General features: G+C 62.2%; 29 protein-coding genes and 1 pseudogene. 11 read left to right on the forward strand and 19 right to left on the reverse strand.

The genetic code is table 11. The features are described 5' to 3' along the window. The first annotated feature begins 74 nt into the window (after positions 1-74). Positions 75-1,673, forward strand: a complete 1,599-nt coding sequence (locus tag ABMD26_RS02915; protein WP_354307596.1) for a putative bifunctional diguanylate cyclase/phosphodiesterase — start codon at positions 75-77, stop codon at positions 1,671-1,673. Here ABMD26_RS02915 and ABMD26_RS02920 read toward each other — a convergent pair. Next, the gene (locus tag ABMD26_RS02920) at positions 1,664-2,686 is read right to left on the reverse strand and encodes an aldo/keto reductase (RefSeq protein WP_354307599.1); all 1,023 of its coding nucleotides are present in this window, start codon (positions 2,684-2,686) and stop codon (positions 1,664-1,666) included. The two genes, ABMD26_RS02915 and ABMD26_RS02920, sit on opposite strands and share 10 nt — an antisense overlap. Before the next feature lie 224 nt (positions 2,687-2,910). On the opposite strand from ABMD26_RS02920, the gene ABMD26_RS02925 reads away from it, so the two are divergent. The 4 genes from ABMD26_RS02925 (at position 2,911) to ABMD26_RS02940 (ending at position 5,998) form a co-directional block, all read left to right on the forward strand. Beyond that, positions 2,911-3,135, forward strand: coding sequence for a hypothetical protein (locus tag ABMD26_RS02925; RefSeq protein WP_090357561.1), 225 nt, complete (start codon positions 2,911-2,913; stop codon positions 3,133-3,135). Positions 3,136-3,266: 131 nt separating this feature from the next. Next, a complete protein-coding gene (locus ABMD26_RS02930) occupies positions 3,267-4,211 on the forward strand; it encodes a fatty acid desaturase (protein ID WP_354307605.1) in 945 nt (314 codons plus the stop codon). Between the two features lie 2 nt (positions 4,212-4,213). Next, on the forward strand, positions 4,214-5,005 hold the full coding sequence (locus tag ABMD26_RS02935; protein ID WP_354307609.1) for a phosphate/phosphite/phosphonate ABC transporter substrate-binding protein: 792 nt from the start codon (positions 4,214-4,216) through the stop codon (positions 5,003-5,005). Between the two features lie 111 nt (positions 5,006-5,116). Then, on the forward strand, positions 5,117-5,998 hold the full coding sequence (locus ABMD26_RS02940; protein WP_354311787.1) for an alpha/beta fold hydrolase: 882 nt from the start codon (positions 5,117-5,119) through the stop codon (positions 5,996-5,998). A gap of 46 nt (positions 5,999-6,044) precedes the next feature. On the opposite strand, the gene ABMD26_RS02945 is transcribed toward ABMD26_RS02940, so the two are convergent. From ABMD26_RS02945 to ABMD26_RS02980, 8 genes are all read right to left on the reverse strand, one after another. Then, a complete protein-coding gene (locus tag ABMD26_RS02945) occupies positions 6,045-6,596 on the reverse strand; it encodes a DUF2514 family protein (protein ID WP_354307612.1) in 552 nt (183 codons plus the stop codon). Beyond that, a complete protein-coding gene (locus tag ABMD26_RS02950; RefSeq protein ID WP_354307616.1) occupies positions 6,596-7,036 on the reverse strand; it encodes a lysozyme in 441 nt (146 codons plus the stop codon). Before ABMD26_RS02950 ends, ABMD26_RS02945 begins: the two co-directional genes overlap by 1 nt. Before the next feature lie 89 nt (positions 7,037-7,125). Next, the gene (locus ABMD26_RS02955) at positions 7,126-7,497 is read right to left on the reverse strand and encodes a chemotaxis protein (protein ID WP_354307619.1); all 372 of its coding nucleotides are present in this window, start codon (positions 7,495-7,497) and stop codon (positions 7,126-7,128) included. 184 nt (positions 7,498-7,681) lie between these two features. Next, entirely contained in the window at positions 7,682-8,410 is a 729-nt protein-coding gene (locus ABMD26_RS02960; RefSeq protein ID WP_122741879.1) for a polysaccharide lyase family 7 protein, read from the reverse strand. Positions 8,411-8,416: 6 nt separating this feature from the next. After that, entirely contained in the window at positions 8,417-8,602 is a 186-nt protein-coding gene (locus ABMD26_RS02965; RefSeq protein ID WP_082223552.1) for a Com family DNA-binding transcriptional regulator, read from the reverse strand. A gap of 282 nt (positions 8,603-8,884) precedes the next feature. Continuing rightward, the gene (locus ABMD26_RS02970) at positions 8,885-9,478 is read right to left on the reverse strand and encodes a hypothetical protein (RefSeq protein WP_354307624.1); all 594 of its coding nucleotides are present in this window, start codon (positions 9,476-9,478) and stop codon (positions 8,885-8,887) included. A gap of 34 nt (positions 9,479-9,512) precedes the next feature. Beyond that, positions 9,513-10,211 carry a replication protein P gene (locus tag ABMD26_RS02975; RefSeq protein ID WP_354307628.1) on the reverse strand — a complete coding sequence of 233 codons (699 nt, stop codon included), beginning with the start codon at positions 10,209-10,211 and terminating at the stop codon, positions 9,513-9,515. Further along, the gene (locus ABMD26_RS02980; protein WP_354307632.1) at positions 10,208-10,963 is read right to left on the reverse strand and encodes a DnaT-like ssDNA-binding domain-containing protein; all 756 of its coding nucleotides are present in this window, start codon (positions 10,961-10,963) and stop codon (positions 10,208-10,210) included. Before ABMD26_RS02980 ends, ABMD26_RS02975 begins: the two co-directional genes overlap by 4 nt. 106 nt (positions 10,964-11,069) lie before the next feature. Here ABMD26_RS02980 and ABMD26_RS02985 point away from each other — a divergent pair, with 106 nt between their 5' ends. Beyond that, positions 11,070-11,897, forward strand: a complete 828-nt coding sequence (locus ABMD26_RS02985) for an XRE family transcriptional regulator (protein ID WP_049859781.1) — start codon at positions 11,070-11,072, stop codon at positions 11,895-11,897. 42 nt (positions 11,898-11,939) lie between these two features. On the opposite strand, the gene ABMD26_RS02990 is transcribed toward ABMD26_RS02985, so the two are convergent. The 4 genes from ABMD26_RS02990 to ABMD26_RS03005 all read right to left on the reverse strand — a co-directional run bounded on the left by ABMD26_RS02990 (position 11,940) and on the right by ABMD26_RS03005 (position 15,207). Next, positions 11,940-12,284, reverse strand: a complete 345-nt coding sequence (locus ABMD26_RS02990) for a DUF1654 domain-containing protein (RefSeq protein ID WP_134721233.1) — start codon at positions 12,282-12,284, stop codon at positions 11,940-11,942. A gap of 184 nt (positions 12,285-12,468) precedes the next feature. Further along, complete coding sequence (locus ABMD26_RS02995) at positions 12,469-13,266, reverse strand: sulfite exporter TauE/SafE family protein (protein WP_354307638.1); 798 nt, start codon at positions 13,264-13,266, stop codon at positions 12,469-12,471. Positions 13,267-13,270: 4 nt separating this feature from the next. Then, the gene (locus ABMD26_RS03000) at positions 13,271-14,836 is read right to left on the reverse strand and encodes a bifunctional protein tyrosine phosphatase family protein/NAD(P)/FAD-dependent oxidoreductase (RefSeq protein ID WP_354307641.1); all 1,566 of its coding nucleotides are present in this window, start codon (positions 14,834-14,836) and stop codon (positions 13,271-13,273) included. A gap of 41 nt (positions 14,837-14,877) precedes the next feature. Then, positions 14,878-15,207, reverse strand: coding sequence for an ArsR/SmtB family transcription factor (locus ABMD26_RS03005; RefSeq protein WP_049859180.1), 330 nt, complete (start codon positions 15,205-15,207; stop codon positions 14,878-14,880). Positions 15,208-15,299: 92 nt separating this feature from the next. Here ABMD26_RS03005 and ABMD26_RS03010 point away from each other — a divergent pair, with 92 nt between their 5' ends. Beyond that, complete coding sequence (locus ABMD26_RS03010; RefSeq protein WP_354307647.1) at positions 15,300-16,163, forward strand: MBL fold metallo-hydrolase; 864 nt, start codon at positions 15,300-15,302, stop codon at positions 16,161-16,163. 79 nt (positions 16,164-16,242) lie between these two features. Here the strand turns inward: ABMD26_RS03010 and ABMD26_RS03015 are convergent, their stop codons facing one another. The 6 genes from ABMD26_RS03015 to ABMD26_RS03040 all read right to left on the reverse strand — a co-directional run bounded on the left by ABMD26_RS03015 (position 16,243) and on the right by ABMD26_RS03040 (position 22,156). After that, the gene (locus tag ABMD26_RS03015; protein WP_354307650.1) at positions 16,243-17,022 is read right to left on the reverse strand and encodes an ABC transporter permease; all 780 of its coding nucleotides are present in this window, start codon (positions 17,020-17,022) and stop codon (positions 16,243-16,245) included. Continuing rightward, entirely contained in the window at positions 17,019-17,900 is an 882-nt protein-coding gene (locus ABMD26_RS03020) for an ABC transporter ATP-binding protein (RefSeq protein WP_134721242.1), read from the reverse strand. The genes ABMD26_RS03015 and ABMD26_RS03020 overlap by 4 nt, the downstream gene beginning before the upstream one ends. 74 nt (positions 17,901-17,974) lie before the next feature. Next, complete coding sequence (gene allB / locus ABMD26_RS03025) at positions 17,975-19,429, reverse strand: allantoinase AllB (protein ID WP_354307655.1); 1,455 nt, start codon at positions 19,427-19,429, stop codon at positions 17,975-17,977. 11 nt (positions 19,430-19,440) lie between these two features. Further along, entirely contained in the window at positions 19,441-20,232 is a 792-nt protein-coding gene (locus ABMD26_RS03030; RefSeq protein WP_354307659.1) for an SDR family NAD(P)-dependent oxidoreductase, read from the reverse strand. Positions 20,233-20,253: 21 nt separating this feature from the next. Beyond that, on the reverse strand, positions 20,254-21,324 hold the full coding sequence (locus ABMD26_RS03035; protein ID WP_354307663.1) for an ABC transporter substrate-binding protein: 1,071 nt from the start codon (positions 21,322-21,324) through the stop codon (positions 20,254-20,256). Positions 21,325-21,328: 4 nt separating this feature from the next. Then, entirely contained in the window at positions 21,329-22,156 is an 828-nt protein-coding gene (locus ABMD26_RS03040; protein ID WP_354307667.1) for a cysteine hydrolase family protein, read from the reverse strand. 350 nt (positions 22,157-22,506) lie between these two features. Here ABMD26_RS03040 and ABMD26_RS03045 point away from each other — a divergent pair, with 350 nt between their 5' ends. The 4 genes and pseudogenes from ABMD26_RS03045 to ABMD26_RS03060 all read left to right on the forward strand — a co-directional run bounded on the left by ABMD26_RS03045 (position 22,507) and on the right by ABMD26_RS03060 (position 24,570). After that, a complete protein-coding gene (locus ABMD26_RS03045; RefSeq protein ID WP_354307671.1) occupies positions 22,507-23,403 on the forward strand; it encodes a LysR family transcriptional regulator in 897 nt (298 codons plus the stop codon). 295 nt (positions 23,404-23,698) lie between these two features. Next, a pseudogene (locus tag ABMD26_RS03050) lies at positions 23,699-23,821 on the forward strand (exonuclease); the annotation flags it as partial. Between the two features lie 57 nt (positions 23,822-23,878). Next, complete coding sequence (locus ABMD26_RS03055; protein ID WP_354307675.1) at positions 23,879-24,004, forward strand: hypothetical protein; 126 nt, start codon at positions 23,879-23,881, stop codon at positions 24,002-24,004. A gap of 104 nt (positions 24,005-24,108) precedes the next feature. Beyond that, complete coding sequence (locus ABMD26_RS03060; protein WP_354307679.1) at positions 24,109-24,570, forward strand: hypothetical protein; 462 nt, start codon at positions 24,109-24,111, stop codon at positions 24,568-24,570. The last annotated feature ends 17 nt before the right edge of the window (positions 24,571-24,587 follow it).

The raw sequence follows: 24,587 nt of genomic DNA on the forward strand, positions 1-24,587 counted from the left end.
CAGCGGTGGGAACACTTATGGAATAATGGCTGTCTGACATCACTCCATCCTCCACCTGGCCCTGCGAGGCCACCATGACCGATCTACACCGCCGAAATCCGTGCCGCCTGCCCACGCTTCTGCTGCTCAGTCTGCTTACCGTGGTGGGTCTTTCCATGCTCTGGGAATTCCACCTCGAAGCCTCCGTCATGCATTGGCTGAACCTGCCCTACGACGGTGATTTCGAAGACGCCGAACGCTGGCGCTTCGTCCTGACGGCCTCGGGCTTTTCGATGCTGTCCCTGATCCTCCCCACCGTTGTGCTCAAGCGCCTGGTGGTCAATACGCAATCGAGCTATCGGCGCCTGCAAATCATCCAGGCGCAGACCGAGACCCTGGCCAAGTACGACGCCCTCAGTGGGCTGATCAATCGACGCGTATTCATGGACGTCCTGCATAAACAGCTGGACGAATGTCGGCCCGTGGCGATCTTGCTGATCGACCTGGACCATTTCAAGGCCATCAACGATCAGCACGGTCACTCGGCGGGAGACAGCGTGTTGGTGGAGATCGCTCATCGACTGCAGGGCATCGCCGCAATCCACGCGGGCACGGCCGCGCGCCTGGGCGGGGACGAGTTCTGCCTGATGTTCCAGGGCCACCGGGAAGAAAGCGAACTCAGCGAAATCGCCGAGCTGACGGTGCGCTGGCTGAGCGAGCCGGTACTCGAAGAAGAAGCTACGCTGTGCGGGCGCCTGGGCGCGACCATCGGCATTTCCCGTTCATGGATGGACGCCAGGGAAGCCTCGTCCCTGCTGCATTGCGCAGACACCGCCATGTACCGGGGAAAAAACACCGGTCGCTCGACGTTCAATTTCTACGACAACGATTACGAGCGGCTGATGCGCGCTCAAGCCGATCTGGATCTGGCGCTCAAGCACGCGGTGGACCGAGAAGAAATCGTGCCGTTCTTCCAGCCCATCGTCACCCTGCCCTCACAGCAGGTCGTGGGTTTCGAGGTGCTTGCACGCTGGCTGAAGCCCGATGGCAGCACCGGCATGCCTGGGGATTTCATACCGATCCTGGAGCGTCTGGGGCTGATTCCGGCAATGACGCGCTCGCTGGTCAGGCAAGCCTGTCGAGCGGCCAGCCGCTGGGATGACCACCTGCATCTGTCGCTGAACGTCAGTGCGACGATGATCACCGACGAGCTGTTTCCGGATCACCTCTTCGATCAACTCAAACAGGAGAACTTCCCGTTCGAGCGATTCGAAGTCGAGATCACCGAAGAAGCGCTGGTGGGCAACCTGGAAGCAGCCCAGCGCAACCTCAGCAAACTGCACGGGCATGGCATCAGCGTCGCGTTGGATGACTTCGGGATCGGCTACTCCGGCCTGTATCATCTGACTCGGCTGTCCATCGACAAGATCAAGATCGACCGTTCCTTCTTCGAAGCCGGAAACATCGACCATCTGCCCATGGTCGAGGCCATCCTGGGGATGGCCCGCAGCCTGAACATGAAGGTGACGGCCGAGGGCATCGAAGATTTCCACCAACCCTACCTGCCCAAATGGCTGGCGGAAAACGGCTGCCACTATGCTCAGGGCTATCTATATGGGTATCCGCAGGCAGGCAGCACGATAGCGACTGCCGTTCACGGGCCTTCGATCGCCTGCATCGCGGCTCAGAACTGAACCCGGCGACCCGTCACCGGGTAGCTCGGGTCGGTGTACCCGGGCGTCGAGCTGTGGCCTGCCACGACCAGGCCATTGACGAACGCCTCGTCTTCTTCGGTGAACCGGTACTGCAACGCTGGCACATAGTCCCTCCATTGTTCCTCGGTGCGCGGGCCGGCGATCGTCGAGCTGATCAACCGATTGTTCAGCACCCACGCCAAGGCAAACTGCCCCGAGGTGATGCCTCGCGCCTGGGCGTGATCCTTGATTCGCTGGGCCAGGTCGAGCGACTCGGGACGCCATTCGGTCTGGTGCAGCCGCGGATCGCTGCGTCCTGCCCGCGTGTCGCTGCCGGGCTCGGCGCCGGGCTCGTACTTGGCGGTCAGCACGCCGCGCGCCAATGGGCTATAGGAAACCACACCGATACCGTAATGCTCGGCCGCCGGCAGATGCTCGCTCTCGATCTGCCGATTGGCCAGGTTGTACAACGGCTGGCTGACGGTGGGCCGCTCGACGTTCAGCAGGTCTGCTACACGGCAGAATTCGGCAAGCTTCCAGCTGCTGTGGTTCGACAACCCGTAACCCCGAATCTTGCCGGCACGTATCAGATCGGCCAAGGCACGCACCGTTTCCTCCACGGGGGTGAACGGGTCTTCGCGGTGCACGTAATACAGATCCAGATAGTCGGTCTGCAACCGGCGCAGGCTGCCTTCCACCGACTCGATCACACTGTGCCGCGATGCCCCACGCCCGTTCGGCCCCGGGACACCGGGGTTGGGATTGACGAACTTGCTCGACAGCACCCAGCGCGAACGCTGGCCGGCGATCAGCTTGCCCACTGTGATTTCCGAGGCACCCTCGTTGTAGTTGTTCGCCGTGTCGATGGCGTTGATGCCCTGCTCCAGCGCATCGTCGACGATGCGCCTGGCAGTGGCCTCGTCGGTCTGGCCGCCGAACATCATGGTGCCCAGGGTGATTTCGGAAACCTGAAGACCATGACGGCCCAGGCAGCGGTATCTGACGTCACTCACAGGTACATTCCTCCATTGACGGGAATAGCCATCGTGATGGCCCGGTTCCTCGATGCTGGCCTATCCCAGGCGATCCATCAAGCGCGAAGCCTATCGCCAGCATCGACAAATACTATTGAAGTTCAGTGGGGCATGGCCGATAGACTGGTTACATCCCTATCAGAACGCCGTGCTCATCGATTGGCCAGGACGCCGAAACGACGATAGAGCCTTTGGAGCAGCTCATGGCCGCCACCCACCTCAAGGAAATGCAAGCTGACGTACAAGACGCCGCACTCCAGCTGGAGATGCTGTATCAGATGCTCAGCGGCCACGCTCTGTTCCTGCGCAGCCGGAACATCGACCACCTGATCGATGACGTGTTGTTGATCGAAAACCAGGCAGGTGCTCTGGCACTGTCGATCCAGGACTTGAAAGGTGCAGCATTGAGAATGGGCAAAGCCGCGTAACTTCGACGCCCATTCTATGCACTCATCATTTATTCCATTCAGTGCTTTCTAGAGAGCCTTTGGTGATTATCCAGACATAAGCGTCAGTGCTACTGTCGGTCCCATAACGATCAGCAGTTGCGTGACTTCATATGCCTAACTACCTGGATACCCACCACCGACACTCCATCCTGCAATTGCAGGCCACCTGGACCGCGCGCAGCGAGTGGCCTACGTGGCTGCTGCTGTTGGGCATCACCGGCGGCTGGTGGACGGTGATCACCCTGACCCCTTCCATCGGGCGTGTGCTGACCCTGCTGCTGTTGATCCCCCTCATCACGCTGTGGATGTCGCTGCAGCATGAACTGCTCCACGGGCATCCCACACGCTGGCGCGCCGTGAACAAGTTGCTGGGCTACGCGCCGCTGGCCATCTGGTACCCCTACACGCTGTATCGCGACAGCCATCTGGCCCATCACCGTGATGAAACCATCACCGTGCCGCAACACGATCCCGAAAGCCGCTACCTTGATGCCCAGACCTGGTCGGGCAGCGCCGGGCTCGGGCGAGCGTTGCACTGGCTGAACAAGACCCTGATCGGCCGTCTGGGTGTGGGCCCGGCGCTGGCGCTGGCCGGGCTGGCCAAGGAACAGTGCGCACGGCTGATGCGCGGTGACAGGCAGGCCTGGCTGATGTGGACGACCCACCTGGCGTGCGTGGCGGTACTGTTCTGGTTCGTCACCCGTCACGGCGTGCCCGTGATCGACTACCTGCTGGCCAGCGTGCTTGCGCTCGCGTTGTCCATGGTCCGCTCCTATTACGAACATCGCCCCGCCGATGCCCCCGAGCAGCGTTCGGTGCTCAACGAAGCGGGCTGGCCGTGGCGCTGGCTGTTCCTCAACCTCAACCTGCACCTGGTCCATCACGACCTGCCGGGGTTGCCCTGGTACTACCTGCCCAGAGTCTACCGCGAGCGGCGGGCAGACTGGCTGCAACGCAGTGGGCATTTTCTGGTCAATGGCTACAGCGAACTGTTCCGCCACTATGCCGTGCGCCCCGTGGACAGCCCCTTGCACCCGCGCAGCGCCAGCGCCTGAACATGAGTCGTGAAGTGATCGCCGAACTGTCGATGTACCCCGCACCCACCGCGGTCGGTAGCGCCTACCAGCGCTGGCTGGAAGAAACCCTGCAGTTGCTGGGCATTCAACGACGGGACAACTGGCAGGGTTCCCTGCACGAGCTCTGGCTGCATCCGCAATTGGTGCTCGCGCAAACCTGCGGTTTCCCGCTGATCACAGAGCTCAAGAAACAAGTCCGCGTGGTGGGCCGACCTTGTTTCAAGCTGCCCCACGCATCGGCGAGACAGCACTGCAGCCTGTTGATCGTTCGTCATGATGACCCTAGGCAGACCCTTCCCGAGTTCTTCGATTGCCGCGGTGCCTACAACAGCATCGACTCCAACAGCGGCATGAACCTGTTGCGCCACGCGCTCATTGCCCATGTGCGCGACGGTCGATTCTTCAAGCACCTCGAAGCGACCGGCAGCCACCGCCAAAGCATCGCCCACGTGGCTCTGGATCAAGCCGACCTGGCCGCCGTCGACAGCGTGACGTTCGCCTACCTGGCTCGGCATGCGCCGAGCGAGGTGGCGGGCGTGCGCGTGCTGGCCCGTACCGCCGATGCGCCGACCTTGCCGTTCATCACCGGCTTTCAGGGCCCGGAGCCGGAATCGATCCGAGCGGCGATGAACGCCGCCCTGGCCAATCTGCCCGAGGTGGCTGAGGTGCTGGGCATCGTGACGGTCCAGGAAACCGCGCTGGAGGATTACAACGTATTGCTGGGGTATCGGAAAGCAGCTCGGCTGGCGATCACCCAGCAGGAATTGTGGTGAGCATCCTCGCCGTGGCGCTGACTTCGTGACTGCATCGCTATTCTGGACGGTAATGCGCTGGGCCCGCCGTTGTCACAGCCTCATCACCCACAGGAGGATGAGCCAGTGAAAATGATTCAAGCAGGCGTGCTCAACGTCGCGTACCGGGACCTCGGCCCGGCCGAAGGGCCTGCGGTCGTGCTGTTGCATGGCTTCCCGTACGACATCCGCGCCTACGACGCGGTGGCCGAACGGATCATCGCTGCCGGTTGCCGATGCATCGTCCCCTACCTGCGCGGATACGGCGGCACGCAGTTCATCGCCGCCAGCACGCCTCGCTCCGGTGAGCAGGCGGCCTTGGGGGCGGACCTGCTGGCACTGCTGGATGCATTGCAGATTTCCCAGGCCGTGCTTGCCGGCTACGACTGGGGTGGCCGCGCCGCGTGCGTGGTGTCCGCCCTATGGCCCGAGCGCGTCGCGGGACTGGTCAGTTGCGAGCCGGGCTACAACATCCAGGACATTGCCCATGCGACCCGCCCCGCCGCCCCGGAAGCCGAGCATCGCTTGTGGTATCAGTACTACCTGCACAGCGCCCGTGGCTACGCAGGGCTTGAAGCCGATCGGGATGCCTTCTGCAAGCTGCTGTGGCAACTATGGTCGCCCAGTTGGACATTCACCGACGAGGTGTTTTCGGCCTCGGCGCAGTCGTTCCACACCCCCGACTTCGTCGACGTGGTCACGCACTCCTATCGCCATCGCTTCGGACTGGTCGACGGCGATCCGCAGTACGCGGCCATCGAACAGAGACTGGCGAAGCAACCGGTCATCGCCGTGCCGACGGTCATCCTGGCCGGTGCCAGCGACGGTGTCACTCCGGTTCAGGATGAGCAGCAAGCGCTACGTCGATTCAGCGGCCCTGTTCGTCGGACGATTCTCGAAGGCGTGGGCCACAACGTCCCGCAGGAGGCACCGGATGAGTTTGCTCGGGCGGTGTTGAGTCTGGTGGGGATTTGAAGGACCGACCGTTCTGCGTACCCGGCAGTTGGCGCCAGGAGTGCCCTCACTCATCAGCGTGCGCAGCAGCGCCATCATGGGCTCGACCGCCGCGCTGCCCGCTGATCACATCATAAGCATGCTCGCACGCCTGACCGGCTATTCGGGCGCGGTCATAAGCCTTCGCCAAGTCTCCCGCTCGCGCATCAGCGCGCTCGAGCAATTGGGAGAGCACCAAGGCGGCGCGGGTGGCTGACGGGCCTCGGTCGGCAGCGACGGCAGTGCTGGCGCAGGTACCAGCGTTGGCGGCAAGCTTTCCGGCCTGGATGCGCAAGCGGTCAGCAGAAGCATCGAGGCCAACAGCATCGGCATTGGCAGCAGCGTTTTCCTTTCTTGCATCGATTCCTACCTGATTGGCTTCGTGCTGGAAGCGTTGCTCATCGTCGCGGGCGGCCTGAACGGCGCGCACCTGTTCGACCTGCTGGGCGGCTACGGCCTGCGCCCACTGTGCGTCTCTGGCAGCATGGGTGACCGTCACCCCATGGCGGTAGGCGCCATACAGCGCGGTGGCGCTCAGCCCCAGCACGATGACGAGCCGGACTTGCGCTACCCCTGACATCAGGTGATGCCCAGAAACAGCGCACGCTCGGCGGCGCGACGCTTGACCAGGCCAGGCAAGACCTTCCCGCCGGCGCTCACCCACCGGCTGAACTGCTCGGCTGCGCCAGCGGTATCGCCCGCATTCAACCGATGCAGCAGGGTCGATTCGGCAAAGCTGGCTTCACCGACGTTGTAGGTGAAGGACACCAGTGCATCGAATTGCCCTTGGTCGAGTGGCACGATCACCTGCCGCTCCACAGCCCGCTCGAATCGAACGAGATCGTCGCCCAGCATTCGCTCAGCCTGGGCCTCGGTGATGACACTGTCAGGGGTAACGCCCGATGTACTGCCGTATCCGATCGTCCAGGGCGGCCCGCCAGTGCCAGGGTCCGGGTACGCTTCGAGTCTCAAACCTTCAGCGGACTTGATCAAAGCAATGCCTTTTGCGGATGTCTTCATGTGTTCCTCCAGACGAAAAAAAGCCCGCACGCGGCGGGATGGGAGATGTGAGCGGTGAGGTGCGATACGCGCCATTGCGCTTGTGTCCATCAAACCGGGCCACCGAGCTGTGATCGCAGTCGAGCGATCTCGGCACTTTGCGTGGTGACCTTGTCCGTGAGCTGGGCGACCTGCCCGGTGAGGGCCTCTATCTTGCCTTCCATGCGGCCCACGGCAGCGGCAAGGGCATTGCGCTCCTTGGCGAATTGATCGGCGCGGGCGTCGGACTCCCTGCGGGCCATGCGTTCGGCGTCGAGCAATTCCGTCAGCCGGCGGACGGTATCGATATCGGCTTTGTCCATTGCCCTGTCAGCGGCATCCCTGGACAGGAACTTGCGCAGCCAGAGAAATCCGCCCAGCAATACGGTGCCCGTCCCGCCCAGCCACGCGGCTGTGCCCGGGCCAAGGTCGTTGGGGTCCATAAGTGCTCCGGTAAGTTTGAAGTGGGATACAAACGCTCTTTGCAATAAAGCGTTTGATGGGGTTGCGAGCCGGTGACACACGCTGCCTACCGGCCTCGCTGAAATAGGGTGTGACGCTTGCTGTTGCGAAGGATGTCGCGGATGCCCGCCGTTATGGCAGCAGCATCCGCGACCTCCAAGGCCGTCAGGCGTGGGTAGTGGTCAGTTTGTAAAACAGCGCTTCGGATTGGTTGGCGTCCTCCACGGTGCTGGTAGCAGTGGAGTTGTTGTAGACACCGGCCTTGAAGTAGAACAGCGGCGCCGTGCTCTGTTGCAGCCACAACGCCAGATCCCCGGCAAAGTTCTCGCGCACCTCGCCCACCTGAACATAGGCGGTGAGTTTCCCGGTCGAACTGACTTTGACGTAGTACTGGATCCGGGCACCCTTCGCGATGCCTTTGAACAGATCACTGTTGACAGGATCCTTGTCCGGATCTGCACGAAAGGAAGCCACCACCTTGTAAGTCGTCGCAGGCGCGCGCTCTTTTTCGTAGGTGAATTTGAAAAGCGGGCTCTCGCCATTGTCGACATGAATCTGGCCGATGTACACCGAGCCTTCTCGCGTGTCTACCTTGTCGGGAACACTGTTCACGACCAGCGAAGCACCCATGGCATGGGTGCCGCCGGACGCTTCCCAGTTCCACTCCTGATTGGTGCCGGGCTTGTATTCCCGGAACTCGCTACGGGTCTTGGTGGATCGTGCGGTGGTGAAACCATTGACCGGCGCCGTGAACCGCAGGTAGCTGTCGGTGATCTCGAAGTACTTGTTGCCGGTGATGGCCGCTACTTGCGAGGGCGTGTAGGTCTTGGCCGAGTCGCCGTCAGCTTCGGGAGTGGTCAGGGACCAGTGAAGATCGATTGGGGAAGTTGCCATGTGATGTCACCTTTGAGTTGAGTTTGATGCGGAGAATTCCGCTTTCGTGTCGCTCACAGGCGATCGCTCGAGGCTCGTGGCCTTCACATGATTCAACGTCCCGCAGCGGGTACATTTGATCTGGAGCTCAGTGAACTCGCCCATGCGGGCAAGCAGTCGTTTGCATTTACCGCATCGGCAATCTTTCAACATCTGCTAAGTCCTTCTATTTCGGTCACGCTCTACTGTTGGGCGTGATAAACGTAGCGAACGGGCAGGCGGGTTCCTTGCGAGTTGCATCACCCGCGAAAGCGACCTTTCGTTTTTGCAAAGTGCAGAAACGCGAAAGCCCCGAAATGTTCGGGGCTCTCAGGTTTCTGTCAGGCATAAAAAAACCCGACGCTGGGTCGGGTCTTTAAAATGATTTTCTTGGAGCAGGGTTCTGAAGACGAAATGCTCAAGATGGGAAAATTATGCCTGAGCGCCGACAAAAGATCAAGCAACTTCTTTCATGGCAGCGATTGTTTTTGCAACAGGCGCCAACGCGGCCTTATCCAGTTGGCTGCAGGCATCGAAACAGCGATCGACGAAACTTCCCCAGTCCCTGGCCCACTGATCACCCACCAGCCGCACCCCTGAAGTTTCCAGGATGTACTCGCGCATCTTTTCCACCGTTGGTAGAGGGTCGATCCCCTCCCCCTGCCCGCCCTGGTTCAGACGCTTGTAGCGCAACAGCACCACTTGAGCCACATACCGTGCCTTCTCGAACTTGCGCGCCGTCATCTTCGGGCCGGCGGCGTAAGCGATGTGGAGCACGCGCTCCTGCGCCTCTTCTTGCTCATCGATATCGCTGAGCGGACTGTACAGATGGTTGCCAAAGGCCTGCAGATAACCTGGCAGCGTTGCGATCGCCTGCTGGATCCGCGCCGAGATCGACTGGTGCATCGCGTGCCGGCTGTTGATCGACTTTGCAGTCTTTTGCACCGAGCAGCCCAGACGGCCGATCTGTTCGAAGTGCGCACCTTGGCGGTCCCATGGGCTATACAAAGCGTCGTGCCAGGCTGACCGGGCGCTGTTGAGTTGCATCATGCTGTGCTCTCCTTGAATTCGCCGCAGTCGGTCATCACGAAATGCTCCGCTTACCCAATGTCGCCATCAGCAGCTCGCGGGCCTGAGCGCCGTCCGCTGGAATACCCTGCTGAATCATCCGCGCCTGCACCTGACGATCGGCGTGTTCATCAGCACGCTGCAGCTCGGTCTTGCGCCGCTCCTGGTCACTCTGGATCACCGCTTCCATGGGTCGACCCGCCTGCGCGCGCAGCAGGATGACCGCATAGTGACGGTCGAAGCGCTGGCGCAGGCCTTTATCGTCCGGCCTGGCCCCACGCAGATCGAACAAACCGGTGGCCCTGGCCGCCAGATGGACGCCCTCATGGCTGTAAGTGCCCATCAGCACTTCGATCCACGCCTCCATCGCCGACGGCATGCCCAGGCATTCGGGGCCTGGCCTGCACATGGCGATGAACTCACCCACGCTCGGTGCGAACGGCTTCTGCGCCTTGCGGCAGTTCTGGATACCGAACTCGATCTGCTCCAGCGAACGGATACCCTGCGCCGCGAAACCCTGGATCCACTCTTCCTTCGCCGCGTTCAGTGCCTCGGTCGATGGCCACGCCTGGCGCCAGGCCGGGAAGATACCGCGCAGCTTGCGAAACAGTGCATTGACGACCGCAGTGGTTTCGGCCGAAACCGGCACAGCCTCGACCGTCTCGACCGCAGGCAGATTGTGAGCGGATGCCAGCAATTGATTCACGGATTTCATGCCTTCACCATCAGCCCTTCGGCCCACGAGGTGTCATCGAAATCAGGCTCGCTGGCTTTGCGCAGTGGGAACGGATGGACGCTCGCGCCGGTGGCCGCATCGCGCTTGATCCACTTCACCAGCAGACTCACCCAGGCCAGCTGCGTCTCGAAACGGCCAGAGGCGGCGTAGTGACAGACGAACGCACCGATGGCCTCATGCGTGAACAGCGCCTCGGCCAGGCCCATGCGTTTGGCGAAGGCGGCCAGCAAGCGCGGGTCGGGCTTCCACTTGAGGCTCATCTGGCAAGCCGCTGTGGGATCGACTGATTCAGGGGGATGTTCAACGCCCGCGCCGAGCGAGTTGTGTTGATCTTCTCCTGTTCCCTTCCCTTCCCTTCCGGCGTCGAGCGGTCGACGATCGCTCGACGACTCGTCGTAGAGCGCCGCCGGAAAAGGCGGATGCCTGAAGTTCTTTTTCTCGATCTTCTGGTGCTTCCAGCCCATGACATGCAAGTACTGCTTGCCCTCGGCGGTGTAGCAACGCGTCAGCTGGGCGCCTTCCAGCTCGCCCAACAGTTCGTTGACCTCATCGCTGGTCATGTCGTCGCCTGGAAACACAAGCGCCTTGATCGTCCTGGGTGACAGCGGATGGTTGCCGCCGTCGTCGCAGAAATTCCAAAGACCAATGAACAGCAGACGGGTCAATGGGCGGCAGGACATGACCTGCTCGCTCGACCAGAACTCGGGTTTGACGGTGCGGATACGGGCCATTTACTGAGTCTCCCTGTAAATATATGCACACGATAATGCACTGGTGCATACTTGTAAACAGAGTGCATCCTTGATGTATGCACCGCCTGAAGCGACGATTGCACTCATGCATAAAACTATCGATAAAATCCTGGCCGAGCTGATGGCTCGCGAAGGACTGAACCAGGCCAGGCTTTCAGCCCTGACGAAGGTCGGTCAGCCCACGATCTCGCGAATACTCAAGCCCAACGGCCCCAAGGGAATCAAGAACCCGACCGACACCCAGGTGCGGCCGATCGCCGATCACTTTCGGATCAGCACCGATCAATTGAGAGGCTATGCGCCACTGGATGCTGCCGCGACCCAGGACTCGGCAGCACAGGCCGAGCCGGCTTCGGCCATAGCGCTGGTGAAGGACATGCTGGCGCGCGCTTCCAAACTGCCGGAAGGCTTGAAGCAAAGGATTCTTGCCACTGCCGAGCATGGAGACAACGTCATCACGGTCGATTTCTCGCGCCCTGGCCAGGTTGGGGATGAGGTGTGGATTGCCCATTACGACGTGCGCGCCGCCATGGGTGGCGGGCAGATCCCCCATGAATACCCGGAAATGCTCCAGGACATCAGGGTCAGCCCGCAGCACCTTCGCGAGATGGGGGTCAGGTTCAAGGAGCATTTTCACCTGAAGATGATCACCGGCTGGGGCCAGTCGATGGCGCCGACGATCAAGGACCGTGATCCCCTGCTGGTGGACGTGACCATTCGCGAGTTCACCGGCGACGGCATCTACCTTTTCTCCCACGATGAGATGCTCTACGTGAAGCGTCTTCAGAAGAAAGGCAAAGATCGGTTCAAGATGATCTCGGACAACGAGCATCACGACCCGGAAGAAATCCGCGTAGACGATACGCACATCCTGGCCCGGGTGTTGTACGTGTGGAATGGGCAGCCCGTTTGACGTGCGACTGAAGCTCAATAAAGGCAGGCGCTATCTGTACATTCAGAATGGCGCCGATCTGGAGTCGGAGGTCCAGGGATCCGTTTCCACCTGGCTATCCTGCTCCCATTCATCCACGCCCGGCCTGCCTTTCTTCTCGGGCTCCTCCCACCGGACCGTTACGCTGCCGTCATCATTGTGCGACAACTCCAGTTCGTCGGTATCCGCCAGTATGCCCAGCACCTCGTGCCACTCCCTGTCGCCATCGCTGTCCAGCCTGGCAATAGTCACCCATCGCTGAAGTTGGGCGATCGGATGATTGATCATTTCGGACACGCGCAAGCTCAGGCGCTCCATCCCTGTCAATCCTTGGCGCTCCTCGTGCGCCGCCTCCACGTGCCCCACCATACCGCCCCCTGAAGCTGTATGCATATCCAGTAGTAGGCAGAAGCATAACGAGGGCTGCGGGAAATGGGAACCCTGCGTTGTGGGATTTTTCCTTCAAGCATGCCGGGGTCGGATGATGCACCGGCGCATGCCCGCACAAGCGGCATCCTTCGGGCAGCACTGCAGCATTAGCTGTCTCGACCGCTCATCCAATGGCAAAGAAAGCCTTGCCCAGCATCAGCAGGCTCACGCAGACGCAGAGCACAGAAAACATTTGCTGCAAAAGCCGTGCAGGCAGGTTCGGCGCCGCAAGGCGACCACCAATCATCCCGACCAGTGCCGATACGGTGAACAAGGCGCCTGCCGATGAAAACGTAACCCCCTGGCTGAACAGATGGCCCAAGGTGCCCAGCGAGACCAGCGTGACGACCATCAACGAGGTGGCGACCACACCGTGCATGCGCACATCGCTGAACTTTCGAAAGGCGGGGACGATGAGAAACCCTCCCCCCACGCCCATCAGGCCGGTCAGAAATCCCGACGCTGCGCCAATCGAGGCGAGGGTGGCCAGGCAGCGGGCATTCCAGTCGAGTCGGCCCGTTGCAGGATCGAGCATGCAGTTACGCTGCAACGTGCCTTGCGCTTCGTTGTCAGCCCTGGCCTGCAGGTACATCCGACAAGCCACCACCAGCATGACTGCGGCGAACAAGATCATCAGCGCTGTGCCAGGGACTCGCGCGGCGACGTAAAGTCCCAGCGGCGCAACCAACCAGCCTACCGCAGCCATCGTGGCTGCCGCCTTGTAGCGCACCAGCCCTTGGCGCAACCCCTGCATCGCGCCGATCAGCGCCGCGCTGCCGACCGCGAGCAAGGCGACGGGCGTGGCCTGGGTCACCGACCAACCCAGCCCCAGGGTCAGCGCCGGAATCGCCAGAATGCCACCACCTGCGCCGGTGAGCCCCAGCACCAGGCCCACGCAGGCCCCCAGCAGGAACGTCAGCATCCGCTCACTTCGAGGCGCAGTCGGTGAACCACTCGCGCCCCTTGAGCATGCCGTTCCAATAGAACCATGGCAGCAATCGCGCCTTGAGGAACCACGCCGACCGGCGCGGTATGGTCGGGTCCATGGGAAACGTCGGCAGCAGTTTCCCGCCATAGCCGAACTCGGCCAATATGACCTTGCCCTTCTCGACGGTAAGCGGACACGAACCGTAGCCGTCGTAACGACGAGGCGGTTCAAGGCCCTTGCGCAATGCCATGAGGTTTTCTGCAACCACCACGACCTGCTTGCGGGCTGCCGCAGCGGTCTTGGCGTTGCTGGTGCCGCAGACATCGCCTGCGGCGAAGATTTCCGGATAGCGCGGATGCTGCAAGGTCGCCGGGTCGACCTCGAACCAGCCTGCCTTGTCGGCCAGTTCGCTGCGACGAATCACATCCGGCGCTTGCTGGGGTGGCACGACGTGCAGGACATCGAAACGCTTCTGCACACGGATCACATTGCCGTGCGCGTCCGTGACATCGAACCAGGCGGTCTTGCCGGGACCGTCGACCTTGACCAGATTGGACTGGAAGGCCAATGCTGCGCCGTACGCTTCGACGTACTTCATCAGCGGGGCGACGAATGTGGCAACCCCGAACAACGCAGGCCCCGCCAGGTTGAATTCCACGGAAATTGACTTCAGCACGCCCTCCTTGCGCCAGTGATCGCAGGACAGGTACATCGCCTTCTGCGGTGCGCCTGCACATTTGATCGGCATCGCCGGCTGGCTGAACAAGACGTTCCCGCTGCGCAGAGCGCGCACCAGTTCCCAGGTGTAGGGCGCCAGGTCGTGTCGGTAGTTCGAGGTCACCCCATGCTTGCCAAGGGTGTCTTCGAGACCCTCGATTTTCTCCCAGGCCAGTTGCAGGCCGGGGCAGACGATGAGCTGCTGGTAACCCAGCTCGGTACCATCGCTGAGCAACACACGCTGACGGCCGGGCGCGAAGGCCGATACCGACGCCTTGACCCAGTGCGCGCCCTGGGGAATGACGCTGGCCATTGGACGCAAGGTGTCATCAATGTTGTAGGCGCCCCCGCCCACGAGCGTCCAGGCGGGCTGGTAGTAATGCTCGCTGGCGGGCTCGACGATCGCAACGCGTAGCGACGCATCCCGCTTGAGCAGACTGGCCGCGGCAGCGATGCCGGCAGAACCACCGCCCATGATCACGACCTCGTACTGCCGGGTTTCGGGGCTGCCCTTGGTTGCCAGCTCGTAGAGCCTGGCGGATCGATTGCCGGTACGGCAGTAGGCAAGAATGGGCTTGGGCAGCCGCTCCAGCAGTGCCTTCAGCGCTTGACCCTGCGCCTCGGTGGCACCAGAACTGGCCACAGGCAGATAGTGAAATTCCAACCCTGAGGCGACGGCCGCGCGCTCCATGGCCAGATGATCGGGCTGCTCCGCCCCACCCTCTTGATCCGGACGATTGCAGATCACGCTGGCGAAGCCTTGCGCCCGCACCTGCGGCAGATCACCCGGCTCGAGCTGGCCCGCCACCGAGAACCCTGCATCTATACGCTTTACCACTTGCTCCATTGCAAACTCCAGGCATGTACGCTGTATGAGGGTGCAGAGGCTTACTTCTTGAGCGCCTGGCCGCAGTACAGGCCCGACAGCGTCTGCATCAACGAGACCACTTCGAAGCTGGCCAACGAGTAGTAGATGTACTTACCCATCCTGCGCGTGTTGACCATGCCCTCGTCACGCAGCACGCCCAACTGCTGCGACAACGTCGGCTGCCTGATCCCGGACAATGCCTCCAGCTCTCCCACGTTGCGCTCGCCCTGCGTCAGTTGGCACAGCAACAAAAGACGGTCCTCGTTGGCCAATGCCTTGAGCAAGGCACACGCCTTGGAGGCTGAATCGCGCAGCAGACCGATTTCCTCGGCAGACAATTGAGCAGACATGGCAAGCCCCCGACGGTGGAAGATCGACAGTCTACGATTGGATAGTATATCTTTCAATATAGTGTAATGACGTGCATTGAAGGAGGCTGCCAATGGCCGCGCAGATCGAAGGTTTCTACGACACCGCCACGGCAACCGTGAGCTATGTCGTTTTCGAGGCCCCGGGAGGACCTTGCGCGATTGTCGACCCGGTGCTGGATTACGATGCCAAGGCCGGACGCATCCACACCGACAACGCAGACCGTATCATCGCGTTCGTGAACGAGCACCGGCTGCAGGTGCAGTGGCTGCTGGAAACCCACGCGCATGCGGATCACCTCTCCGCCAGTGCCTACCTCAGGGATGCACTCGGCGGCCAGATCGGCATCGGTGCGCAGATCACTGCGGTGCAGAAAGTGTTTCGCGACATCTACAACCTCGAACCCAGCTTCCTGCCCGATGGTTCGCAGTTCGACAGACTGTTCGAGGCGGACGAGGCGTTTCACATCGGCGCAATCCCTGTGAAAGTTCTGCATGTACCTGGACACACGCCGGCAGACATCGCCTATCAGGTCGACGACTCACATGTCTTCGTCGGCGATACGCTGTTCATGCCTGACGTGGGCACCGCCCGATGCGACTTTCCGGGCGGGGATGCCGAACAAATGTACGGATCGATCAAACGCCTGCTGAGCCTGCCTCCACCAACCCGACTGTACATGTGCCACGACTACCCTCCCGCTGGCAGAGAGGCGTGCTGGACAACCACCGTGGCCGAGCAGCGGGAGAAGAACATCCACGTCAGCGACGCTTCGGATCTGGCGTCGTTCGCGCGCATGCGCACAGCACGTGATGCCAGCCTGTCGGTTCCAGCGCTGTTGTTGCCGGCGATACAGGTGAACATCCGGGCCGGGAATCTTCCGCCTGCGGATGAAAGCGGTTTGTGCAGCTTGAAGATTCCGGTGAACAGGTTTTGAAGCGCTTCCAAGATGCCCAGCCCGCCTGGCAATGCGAGGAAAGATACCGCTGCACCGTGCAGGTGTTTGTCGGTCGTCATCACATGTCTGCGTGGGTCTTGCGCTGTGTCCAGCCGGTCATGCGGCTCTCCAGCAGGGAGGAAATCGCGTAGAGCGCCACACCGAGAACAGCCAGGATGAACAACCCGGCGAAAACCAGAGCCACATCGAAGTTGCCGCTGGCGATCATCATCACGTTGCCGATGCCCTTGTTGGACGCCACGGTCTCCGACAGCACGGTGCCTACGAAGGCCAGGGTGATGGCAATCTTCAGCGAGGCGAACAGGTACGGCAGGGTCCGCGGCAGGCCGACGTTCCAGAGAATGTCGCGCTTCCTGGCGCCCAGCACCCGCAACACGTCTTCGAGCTCCGGCTCGGTGGACGCCAGACCGGTAGCCACGTTGACCACCACCGGAAAAATGCTGATGACCATGGAGGTTAGGATGGCTGGCACAGTACCCGAGCCAAACCACACCACGAAAATTGGCACCACCGCCACTTTCGGGATGCTGGAGAAACCCACCAGCAGTGGATAAGCGATGTCGTAGGCAAGCTTGGACGAGCCGATCAGCATGCCGAGCAACAGACCCGCAATCACCCCCAGAAAGAACCCGGCCAAGGTAGTCATCAAGGTTTGCAGGGTGTGCGGCCAGAGGATCGGCATCTTCTCGACCAGCACCACCACGATCTGGCTCGGCTTGGGCAGCACCAGGTCGGACACATGCAGGGCCCGGCAGGCCAGTTCCCAGATCAGGAAGAAGCCCACCAGGGCGAAGAACGACAGCAGGTTGCGGCGGTACCGCGACAGTGAAGGGTTCATGGCGTCTCCCCTTCGAGCACGGCAATGGTGGCAGCGGCGTTGCTGCGTTCCTTGGTATCGCTTTCAGCGCGGGCCTCGGCGATGCGCATGCGCAACTGGTGGACCAGCGCCCCGAACTCGGGGGCGTAGCTCGACTCCAGCGAGCGCGGGCGGGCGAAGTCCACCGGGGTGTCCTGGATGATGCGCCCGGGCCGCGAGCTCATCACGCAGATGCGGCTGGCCAGGTAGGCCGATTCGCGCAGGTCATGGGTCACCAGCAGCACGGTCGGCCGCTTGGCCATCCACAGCGCCTGCATTGTGTCCCACAGCTCTTCGCGGGTGAATTGGTCGAGCGCGCCGAACGGCTCGTCCAGCAGCAGAATGTCGGGCTCATGGATCAAGGCCCGGCACAGGGAAGCGCGCTGCAGCATGCCGCCGGAGAGCTGCCAGGGGCGCTTGTCGCCGAAACCGCGTAGCCCGACCTGCTCCAGCAACGCTTCGGCGCGTTCGCGAAATTCGCCTTTTTTCTTGCTGCGATAGTACTGCCGGTAAGGCTCGACGATTTTCAACGGCATCATGACGTTATCGCGGATGCTCAGCCACGGCAGCATGGTCGGGTTCTGGAAGGCCAGGCCGATCTTGCGCTTCTGGGTGCCGACTGCGCCCACCTCGCGTCCACCCACGATCACACCTCCATGGGTGGCGCCGAGCAGGCCGGCCACCAGCTTGAGAATGGTGGACTTGCCGCAGCCGCTGGGGCCGACCAAGGCAATGAATTCACCTTGGTCGATCTGCAGATCGGTCCGGTCCAGTGCGACGGTACCACCGCCGTACTGCACGCTCACGGCAGACAGTTCGATCAGCGGTCGAGGCGCAAAAGCCGTTATGTCTTGGTTCATATTAGTGCCCCACTCAGGAGTCTGATCGCACGCCCTGGCCTTCATGGGCCAGGGCGCGGTATCGCTGGCCGGTCTCAGTCCTCGCGCAGGGGTTCTGCGGTCGGGCGCACTCCTTCAGGCGTCTTGAGAATGGCGCTGATGTAGTGCTCGGTGTTCAGCGGCTTGGCTTTCGGCATCGTCTGGATGGCCTTCACCGAACGCCCCCAGCCGGCGGCCTCGGTCACCAACTTGCCGTCGCGCATCACGAAGCGGCCGCGCAGCAGGGTGTGGATCGGGTAGCCCTTGACCGAGCGGCCGTGCCACGGCGAGATCTTGCTGATGCTCTGCAGCTGGTTCTGCGACAGGATGCCGGTCTTGTTCATGTCGACGATGGCGATGTCGGCGTGCGCCCCCACGGCGATCACGCCCTTGGGGCCGTAGATGCCCCACGCCTTGGCCGGCGCCACTGCGCTCCAGCGCACGTAGTCCATCAGGCTGGCGCGCTCCTGGTTGATCTCGGTGAGCATCAGCGCCATCTGCGTTTCAACGCCCGGGAAGCCGCAATCGCATTCCCAGATGTTCGGTCGGGTTTTCTCGTCCGGTGCATGGGGAGCGTGATCGGTGGCGATCATGTCGATGGTGCCGTCGAGCAGCGCGTCCCATAGCGGCTGGTTGTGCCGCGCCTCGCGGATCGGCGGGTTGAGGCGCAGGATGCCACCCAGGTGATCGGTCAGGTCGGTGTTGAGCAGCACGTACTGCGGGCAGGTCTCGACCGTCACGTCGACGCCACGGCGCTTGGCGTCACGGATCACGAACAGCGAGTCGGCGGCGCTGTGGTGCGCGATATGCACCCGTGCGCCTGTCCATTCGGCCAAGGTCAGCACCCGGCCGATGGCTTCGATCTCGGCCACCACCGGGCGCGCCGCCAGGTGGGCATGGGCGTCGATCCGCCCTTGGGCCTGCATGCGTTTCTGCCGGCGCGCCAGGATCGACGAGTTCTCCGCATGCACCACGGTGCGGATGCTCAGCGGTGCGAGCTTCTCGAAGCCTTCGAGCAAGGCGCCGTCGGTGGGCGACGGCAGGTTGCCGAACGTGTTGCCGACGAAGGCCTTGAAGCTGGTCACGCCAGCGTCCAGCAATTCTTCCAGGTGGCCGACGGTGTCATCCCCCAGCAGGCCATGAATGCCGAAGTCTACATAGGACGACTCGGCGGCCTTCTGCTTGAGGCGCAGGGCTTCGAGGGTCGCGGTGGGCGGGTTGGTATTGGGCATCTCGAACACGGTGGTCACACCGCCACAGGCGGCGGCAGCGGAACCGGTCTTCCAGGTTTCCTTGTTCGGGTAGCCCGGATCGCGGAAATGCACATGGCTATCGATGGCGCCTGGCAGTAGGTACATGCCGTCGGCATCGAGCACTTCCTTGGCGGGCGGCATCTGGCTCTCGCGCCCTACTGCGACGATCAGTTCGCCATCGATGGCCACGCAGGCCTCAATGATCTGATCGGCGGAAACCACTTTTGCACCACGAATGACCAGGTCGACAATTTTCATTTCAATTCTCCTTAAAGCAGTGCCCATCCGCCGTCTACCGGCAGATCGACACCTGTGATTTGCCGGGAAACGTCACTGGCCAGGAACAGGCAGGCGTTGGCGATATCGCTGTCCAGGGACACGCGCTTGAGGGCGTAGTCGGCGGCATGCCGAGTGGCGGCTTCTTCAGGGCTGATGCCCAGTTTGCTGGCCATGTTGGCGCAGACCTTGTCGCGAAAGCGCGGGCCGTCGACCATGCCGGGGGCGACGCAATTGACATTGATGCCAAACTCGCCGACTTCCAGCGCAAAGCTTTTGGTGATGCCGCGCAGGCCCCACTTGGAGGCCGAATAGGCCATTCGACCAGCACGTCCGCGCATGCCGAAGGTGCCACCGACGTTGACGATCTTGCCGCTGCGCCGCTCGATCATTCCCGGCACCACGGCGCGCATGGTGTTGAACGAGCCGGTCATGTTGAGCTGCACTATCTCGTCGAATTCTTCCTGGGTGGTTTCCCAGCCGGTCTTGCCAATCGGCCCGGAGCCACCCGCCACGTTGACCAGCACATCCACTTGGCCGAATTCGGCCAATGCGGCGGCGGCGAGCGCCTGGGTCTGGGACGCCTGGGTCATGTCGCATTTCACCACGAGGGCCTCGGCGCCCAGGGCCCGTACTTCTTCGGCCACCGGTTCGATGGCGGCGGTATCGCGGCCGGCCAGCACCAGACGGGCGCCCTCGGCGGCGAACGCCAGGCTGACAGCGCGGCCCATGCCTTTGGCGGGGCCGGTGATGACGACGACTTTTCCATTCAATTGCAGATTCATGGCGATTCTCCTGAAGAGGTGTTAGAGCGCCGACAAGCGCGTGTCGCGCGGCGGGAGGAAGCTGCGGTCGAACACCGCGTCGGCTGAAGGCGTGGCCGGCAAGGCATTGGTGTCGACGACCACGGCGATGTTTTTGTCGAGGCGTTCTTCGTCCACGTCGCCCAGGCCGATGCGGGCGATCTCCGGGTGGCTCATGTCAGTGGCGATGGCGGTCTTGAGCTTGGCCAGTTCGACGTCGCGCTTGAGTAAAGGCTCGCGCTTCATCACCGCATCGACGCCTGCTTCGGGGTCGGCCACAACGTCCTTGATGGCCTTGTCCAGCGCCGTCAGGAAGCCGCGCACCGCATCCGGGTGGGCTTTGATGAACGGCTGCGAGAAGAAGATGGCGTTGGAGTACAGGTCCATGCCGTAATCGCCGTAGCGAATGAAGCGCAGCTGGGTGGCAGGGTCGATGCCCATGGCTTTGGCGCTGAAGGTGATGGTGGTCAGATAGCCGAACACGGCGTCGACCTGGCCGCGCATCAACAACTGCTCACGCAGGTTGGGCGCCATGTTGGTGAGCGTGACCTTGAGCGGGTCGATGCCGGTCTGTTTGGCCAGCGCCGGAAACAACTTCAGCGCTCCGTCCCCTGCCGGGGCGCCAACCGTTTTGCCTTCCAGGTCCTTGGGGGTCTTGATCGAGCTGTCTGCCTTGACCGCGATCACGAAGGGCGGGGTGTTATACATCATGAACACCGCCTTGGGCGCCTGGGCCGGCTCGCGGGCCACCATCTGGATCAGCGCGCTGGTGTCGCCCACTCCGGCGTCATAGGCGCCGGCAGCGACCTTGGGCACCGAGGCCGAAGAGCCTTCGCCCTGGTCGATGCTCACATCCAGACCCTCGGCCTTGAAGTAGCCTTTGTCCTGGGCAATGTAGTAGAACGCCTGCGGCCCTTCGTACTTCCAGGACATGACCAGCTTGATCGGCGTATCCGCCAATGCAGCGCCCGATACCATCAGCAGTGCTGCACCGAGGCCGAAAACAGCGCCTGCGGTCCGAATTCGGACCGAGAGCGACCTCCAGGCCCGGGGCCCGGAAAAGAACATAGTCATGGCGTTACTCCTGACGAGGTGTACCGAGTGCGTTGATAAGGGATTGCGCCGTGGCGACGAAACCGTGCAATTGCTCGACGATGAAGAGGATGGAGCGCGTGACGTAGGCCGGTGACGGCGTGCTGCAGGCGTCCTTGAGCAGGATGCAGTCGTAGCCCAGAAACGCCGCGTCCTGCAGCGTGGAGAACACACAGCGGTCGGTATTGATGCCGACAAAGAGCAGCGTGGTTATCCCGCGCATCCGCAGCACCGAATCCAGCTCGTTGTCCCAGAAGCCGCTGAGGCGATGCTTGTCGACGGACAGGTCGGCGGCCTCGACCTTGAGCTCGTCGATCACCTGGGCGCCCCACTCGCCGGTCACTACCGACAGGCCGCGGTCGATCGGCGAGCGCTCCGCGTAACCGACACCGGCTGCCGTGCGCTTGCCCTTGAAGTGAATGGTGGGGCTCAGGTTCATGCGGTCGGCGCGAATACCCCAATTCAGCCAGACCACCTGGCCGCCCGCTTCGCGCCAGCAGGGCAACAACTTCTTGAGCAGCGGGATGGGCTTGCGGGTAGCGCGCAGGCTGACGCCCTTCTGCGCGAACCAGCCGTGCTTGTGGCAGAAGTCGTTCTGCATATCCACGACCACCACAGCGCTGCGGGCCAAGTCGATTTGAAGGTTTTTTGGACTGGCGGCGAAGTGCAGAGGGCGAGGCGCCAATGGACGGCGTACCAGGCTCACCGCCGCGTCGCTCACCGACCAGGCATTGTGCTCGGCAGGGCCGAACCTTACGTCGGCGGCAGTGCAGTCGACGGGTGCAGGGATGAGGTCGATCGATTTGATATCCATGCCAGAACCAAAGCACTGCACATGCCAGTGTGGCGATTCGGATATCTGCCTTTTCACGTGGTTGCCGTTGCCGTTTCGGCAACGGTGGGTGTGTGCGCTCGTGATTACGGGGGGTGGCCGGAAACGAGGGCAAAGCCGCGTGCTGCCTGGCTGGCCTGCTCTGATGACATAGGGCAGGCGTCACCTGCGAGCAGCTGTGCCAGGCGACCACCCACTGTGCATGCGCTGCCGCTCCCCAGTGGTGCATTGGTGCGCGCAAATGGCGCGCGCTGCCCTTGCACGCAGCCGGTTGACGCTGCGCAAATGCCTGTGACAGGCTCGGCTATCGCTCACCATCACTGGGTCTGCCCTTGAACCATCTGCGCTTTCTGCACTACCTGGATGAAGTGGCCCGGGTCGGCTCGATCCGCCAGGCGGCCGAGCGTCTCCACGTCGCCCCGTCTGCGGTCAACCGGCGCATACAGGATCTGGAACAAGAACTGGGCACGGCGATCTTCGAGCGCCTGCCTCGCGGCATGCGTCTGACTGCGGCGGGCGAGCTGTTCGTTAGCTACATCCGCACCCGCGCGGCCGACCTGGCCCAGGTGCGTTCCAGGATCGAAGACCTGCAGGGCCTGCGCCGTGGTACGGTCAACATCGTGGTCAGTCAGGCGGTGGCGTCGGTGTTCCTGCCGAGGCACATTGCCCACTTCCGCACGCTGCACCCGATGGTCGAGTTTCACGTGCAGGTCGGTGGTCACCGCCAGGCACTGAATGCGCTGCGCAGCTTCGAAGCGGAATTGGCGCTCGTGTTCAACCTGGCGCCCGAAAACGATATCCAGGTGCTGGCGGAGCAGGAGCAACCGCTCTGCGTGATGATGCACCGCGACCATCCGCTGGCCGCAAAGGCCGGCAAGATCCGCCTGCGCGATTGCGCCGACTACCCGCTGGTGTTGCCATCGGACGAGATGGCCGGGCGGCAACTGCTCAATGATTTCCTGGTGCGCCGATCACTGAAACTGCGCCCTGCCATCGATAGCAACAGTTTCGATTTCATTCGCGGCTACCTGTACTACGAACAGGCCTTGTCGTTCCAAGTGGCGATCGGGGTCATGACCGACGGCGGCCAGTTGCTCAGCCGGGATATCGAAGACAGCGGCTTCCCCAAGGGCAAGCTCATATTGGCAGGGCTGCGCGGGCGGCAGCTGCCGGTGATCGTGTACGCCTTTGCGGAATACGTCTCCCAAGTTCTTGAAAGGGATGAGTGAGCGCCGAGGCTGAAGCCCACGCCAAGCTCTACCACGAAGCGGCGATCGCCCGCGAAGCCGCCGACGCTCAACCTCACGACTCCTGGCGAAGACGACTACGGCCATGTCGTCGTGCCGACCGCAAATATCACTGCGGTCCAGGCCGGCGCTATAACCGCTCTTCTCGCTCGCTGCTCCGAAAAAACGCGCGGCTGGTTCGTGGGTGAGTACGGATCCGTTGAATGCGTGCCCAAGGCGCGCCACGACATCCTCACCGCCCAATTGAACAAAGCGTTCAAGGCTGCGGAGGCCGCAAATGAAAATCGTAACTGACATCGAGCAAGGTACACCTGAGTGGCTGGCCTTGCGCCTCGGCATCGCGACAGCGCCTGAGCTGGACTGCCTGATGGTAAACGGCAAGGGAGAGGCCGGAGCGGGTGAAGACTTTCTACGAAATCCTTGATGAGCGCATGAATCGCGTACTGGGGATTGCAGCATGATCAGCAACGAGAAAATCGCGGCCCTTGCCGAAGAGCAAGCCCGCATCGACGTAGCGCGCGTGGCATTCCTCGCTCGGGGCGGCCGGATTCAGGTTCTGGCCTCCTACGAGTTCAAGCCCTAGCCACCCCGCAAGGCCTGGGTAGACCCTCAAACGGTCCTCAAGCGCCGCAAGCCACCGCCCTCCCGCAGCGATCGCATCGCGCTCCGCCAACTGGCGGCCCAGCTATGAGCAAGGTCCGCAAAGCCTGCAACCGGCGCGTCCAGATCGACCGCGCCCGCCGCGCCTTGGTACGAACCAAACATGCCGCAATAGCCAACGTCGAGCCGGGCGACATCCAGGTCATGGTCAACTGGAAGACCTGCAAGCAGATCTGCAGTCTGCCTGTAGCCAATGCCCTTTGCGATATCGCCCACCGCTGGACGGTTTACATCGCAGTGTTCTGCCAGGACCCCACCGGCGCCCAGTACAGCAAGGCAACGGAGTTCACCACGGCGGGCATGCACCTGGTGGCGAACCTTGAGCCGCTGATGATCGAGAAGCATGGCGAGGTCTGCGCATCGGCGAACCAGAAGCATGTGATCGGGAGCGGCTGGATTGCTGTTCCCGACCAGGTAAGCCTCACCGGGGCCCAGGCCAATGCTGTGTTCACCGCCATGGGCGTCTGGCAGCGAGCCCGCGCAGCATGAGGCGCATCAGCACCATG

The sequence above is a fragment of the Pseudomonas sp. PvP001 genome (assembly GCF_040546375.1).
GTDB classification, from domain to species: Bacteria; Pseudomonadota; Gammaproteobacteria; order Pseudomonadales; family Pseudomonadaceae; genus Aquipseudomonas; species Aquipseudomonas coleopterorum.

Excerpts from the sequence above, each read along its gene's own strand:
- ABMD26_RS02915 (WP_354307596.1), top strand. The coding sequence starts at position 75 with ATGACCGATCTACACCGCCGAAATCCGTGCCGCCTGCCCACGCTTCTG.
- ABMD26_RS02925 (WP_090357561.1), top strand. The coding sequence starts at position 2,911 with ATGGCCGCCACCCACCTCAAGGAAATGCAAGCTGACGTACAAGACGCC.
- ABMD26_RS02930 (WP_354307605.1), top strand. The coding sequence starts at position 3,267 with ATGCCTAACTACCTGGATACCCACCACCGACACTCCATCCTGCAATTG.
- ABMD26_RS02935 (WP_354307609.1), top strand. The coding sequence starts at position 4,214 with ATGAGTCGTGAAGTGATCGCCGAACTGTCGATGTACCCCGCACCCACC.
- ABMD26_RS02940 (WP_354311787.1), top strand. The coding sequence starts at position 5,117 with ATGATTCAAGCAGGCGTGCTCAACGTCGCGTACCGGGACCTCGGCCCG.
- ABMD26_RS02945 (WP_354307612.1), bottom strand. The coding sequence starts at position 6,596 with ATGTCAGGGGTAGCGCAAGTCCGGCTCGTCATCGTGCTGGGGCTGAGC.
- ABMD26_RS02950 (WP_354307616.1), bottom strand. The coding sequence starts at position 7,036 with ATGAAGACATCCGCAAAAGGCATTGCTTTGATCAAGTCCGCTGAAGGT.
- ABMD26_RS02955 (WP_354307619.1), bottom strand. The coding sequence starts at position 7,497 with ATGGACCCCAACGACCTTGGCCCGGGCACAGCCGCGTGGCTGGGCGGG.
- ABMD26_RS02960 (WP_122741879.1), bottom strand. The coding sequence starts at position 8,410 with ATGGCAACTTCCCCAATCGATCTTCACTGGTCCCTGACCACTCCCGAA.
- ABMD26_RS02965 (WP_082223552.1), bottom strand. The coding sequence starts at position 8,602 with ATGTTGAAAGATTGCCGATGCGGTAAATGCAAACGACTGCTTGCCCGC.
- ABMD26_RS02970 (WP_354307624.1), bottom strand. The coding sequence starts at position 9,478 with ATGATGCAACTCAACAGCGCCCGGTCAGCCTGGCACGACGCTTTGTAT.
- ABMD26_RS02975 (WP_354307628.1), bottom strand. The coding sequence starts at position 10,211 with ATGAAATCCGTGAATCAATTGCTGGCATCCGCTCACAATCTGCCTGCG.
- ABMD26_RS02980 (WP_354307632.1), bottom strand. The coding sequence starts at position 10,963 with ATGGCCCGTATCCGCACCGTCAAACCCGAGTTCTGGTCGAGCGAGCAG.
- ABMD26_RS02985 (WP_049859781.1), top strand. The coding sequence starts at position 11,070 with ATGCATAAAACTATCGATAAAATCCTGGCCGAGCTGATGGCTCGCGAA.
- ABMD26_RS02990 (WP_134721233.1), bottom strand. The coding sequence starts at position 12,284 with ATGGTGGGGCACGTGGAGGCGGCGCACGAGGAGCGCCAAGGATTGACA.
- ABMD26_RS02995 (WP_354307638.1), bottom strand. The coding sequence starts at position 13,266 with ATGCTGACGTTCCTGCTGGGGGCCTGCGTGGGCCTGGTGCTGGGGCTC.
- ABMD26_RS03000 (WP_354307641.1), bottom strand. The coding sequence starts at position 14,836 with ATGGAGCAAGTGGTAAAGCGTATAGATGCAGGGTTCTCGGTGGCGGGC.
- ABMD26_RS03005 (WP_049859180.1), bottom strand. The coding sequence starts at position 15,207 with ATGTCTGCTCAATTGTCTGCCGAGGAAATCGGTCTGCTGCGCGATTCA.
- ABMD26_RS03010 (WP_354307647.1), top strand. The coding sequence starts at position 15,300 with ATGGCCGCGCAGATCGAAGGTTTCTACGACACCGCCACGGCAACCGTG.
- ABMD26_RS03015 (WP_354307650.1), bottom strand. The coding sequence starts at position 17,022 with ATGAACCCTTCACTGTCGCGGTACCGCCGCAACCTGCTGTCGTTCTTC.
- ABMD26_RS03020 (WP_134721242.1), bottom strand. The coding sequence starts at position 17,900 with ATGAACCAAGACATAACGGCTTTTGCGCCTCGACCGCTGATCGAACTG.
- allB (WP_354307655.1), bottom strand. The coding sequence starts at position 19,429 with ATGAAAATTGTCGACCTGGTCATTCGTGGTGCAAAAGTGGTTTCCGCC.
- ABMD26_RS03030 (WP_354307659.1), bottom strand. The coding sequence starts at position 20,232 with ATGAATCTGCAATTGAATGGAAAAGTCGTCGTCATCACCGGCCCCGCC.
- ABMD26_RS03035 (WP_354307663.1), bottom strand. The coding sequence starts at position 21,324 with ATGACTATGTTCTTTTCCGGGCCCCGGGCCTGGAGGTCGCTCTCGGTC.
- ABMD26_RS03040 (WP_354307667.1), bottom strand. The coding sequence starts at position 22,156 with ATGGATATCAAATCGATCGACCTCATCCCTGCACCCGTCGACTGCACT.
- ABMD26_RS03055 (WP_354307675.1), top strand. The coding sequence starts at position 23,879 with ATGATCAGCAACGAGAAAATCGCGGCCCTTGCCGAAGAGCAAGCCCGC.
- ABMD26_RS03060 (WP_354307679.1), top strand. The coding sequence starts at position 24,109 with ATGAGCAAGGTCCGCAAAGCCTGCAACCGGCGCGTCCAGATCGACCGC.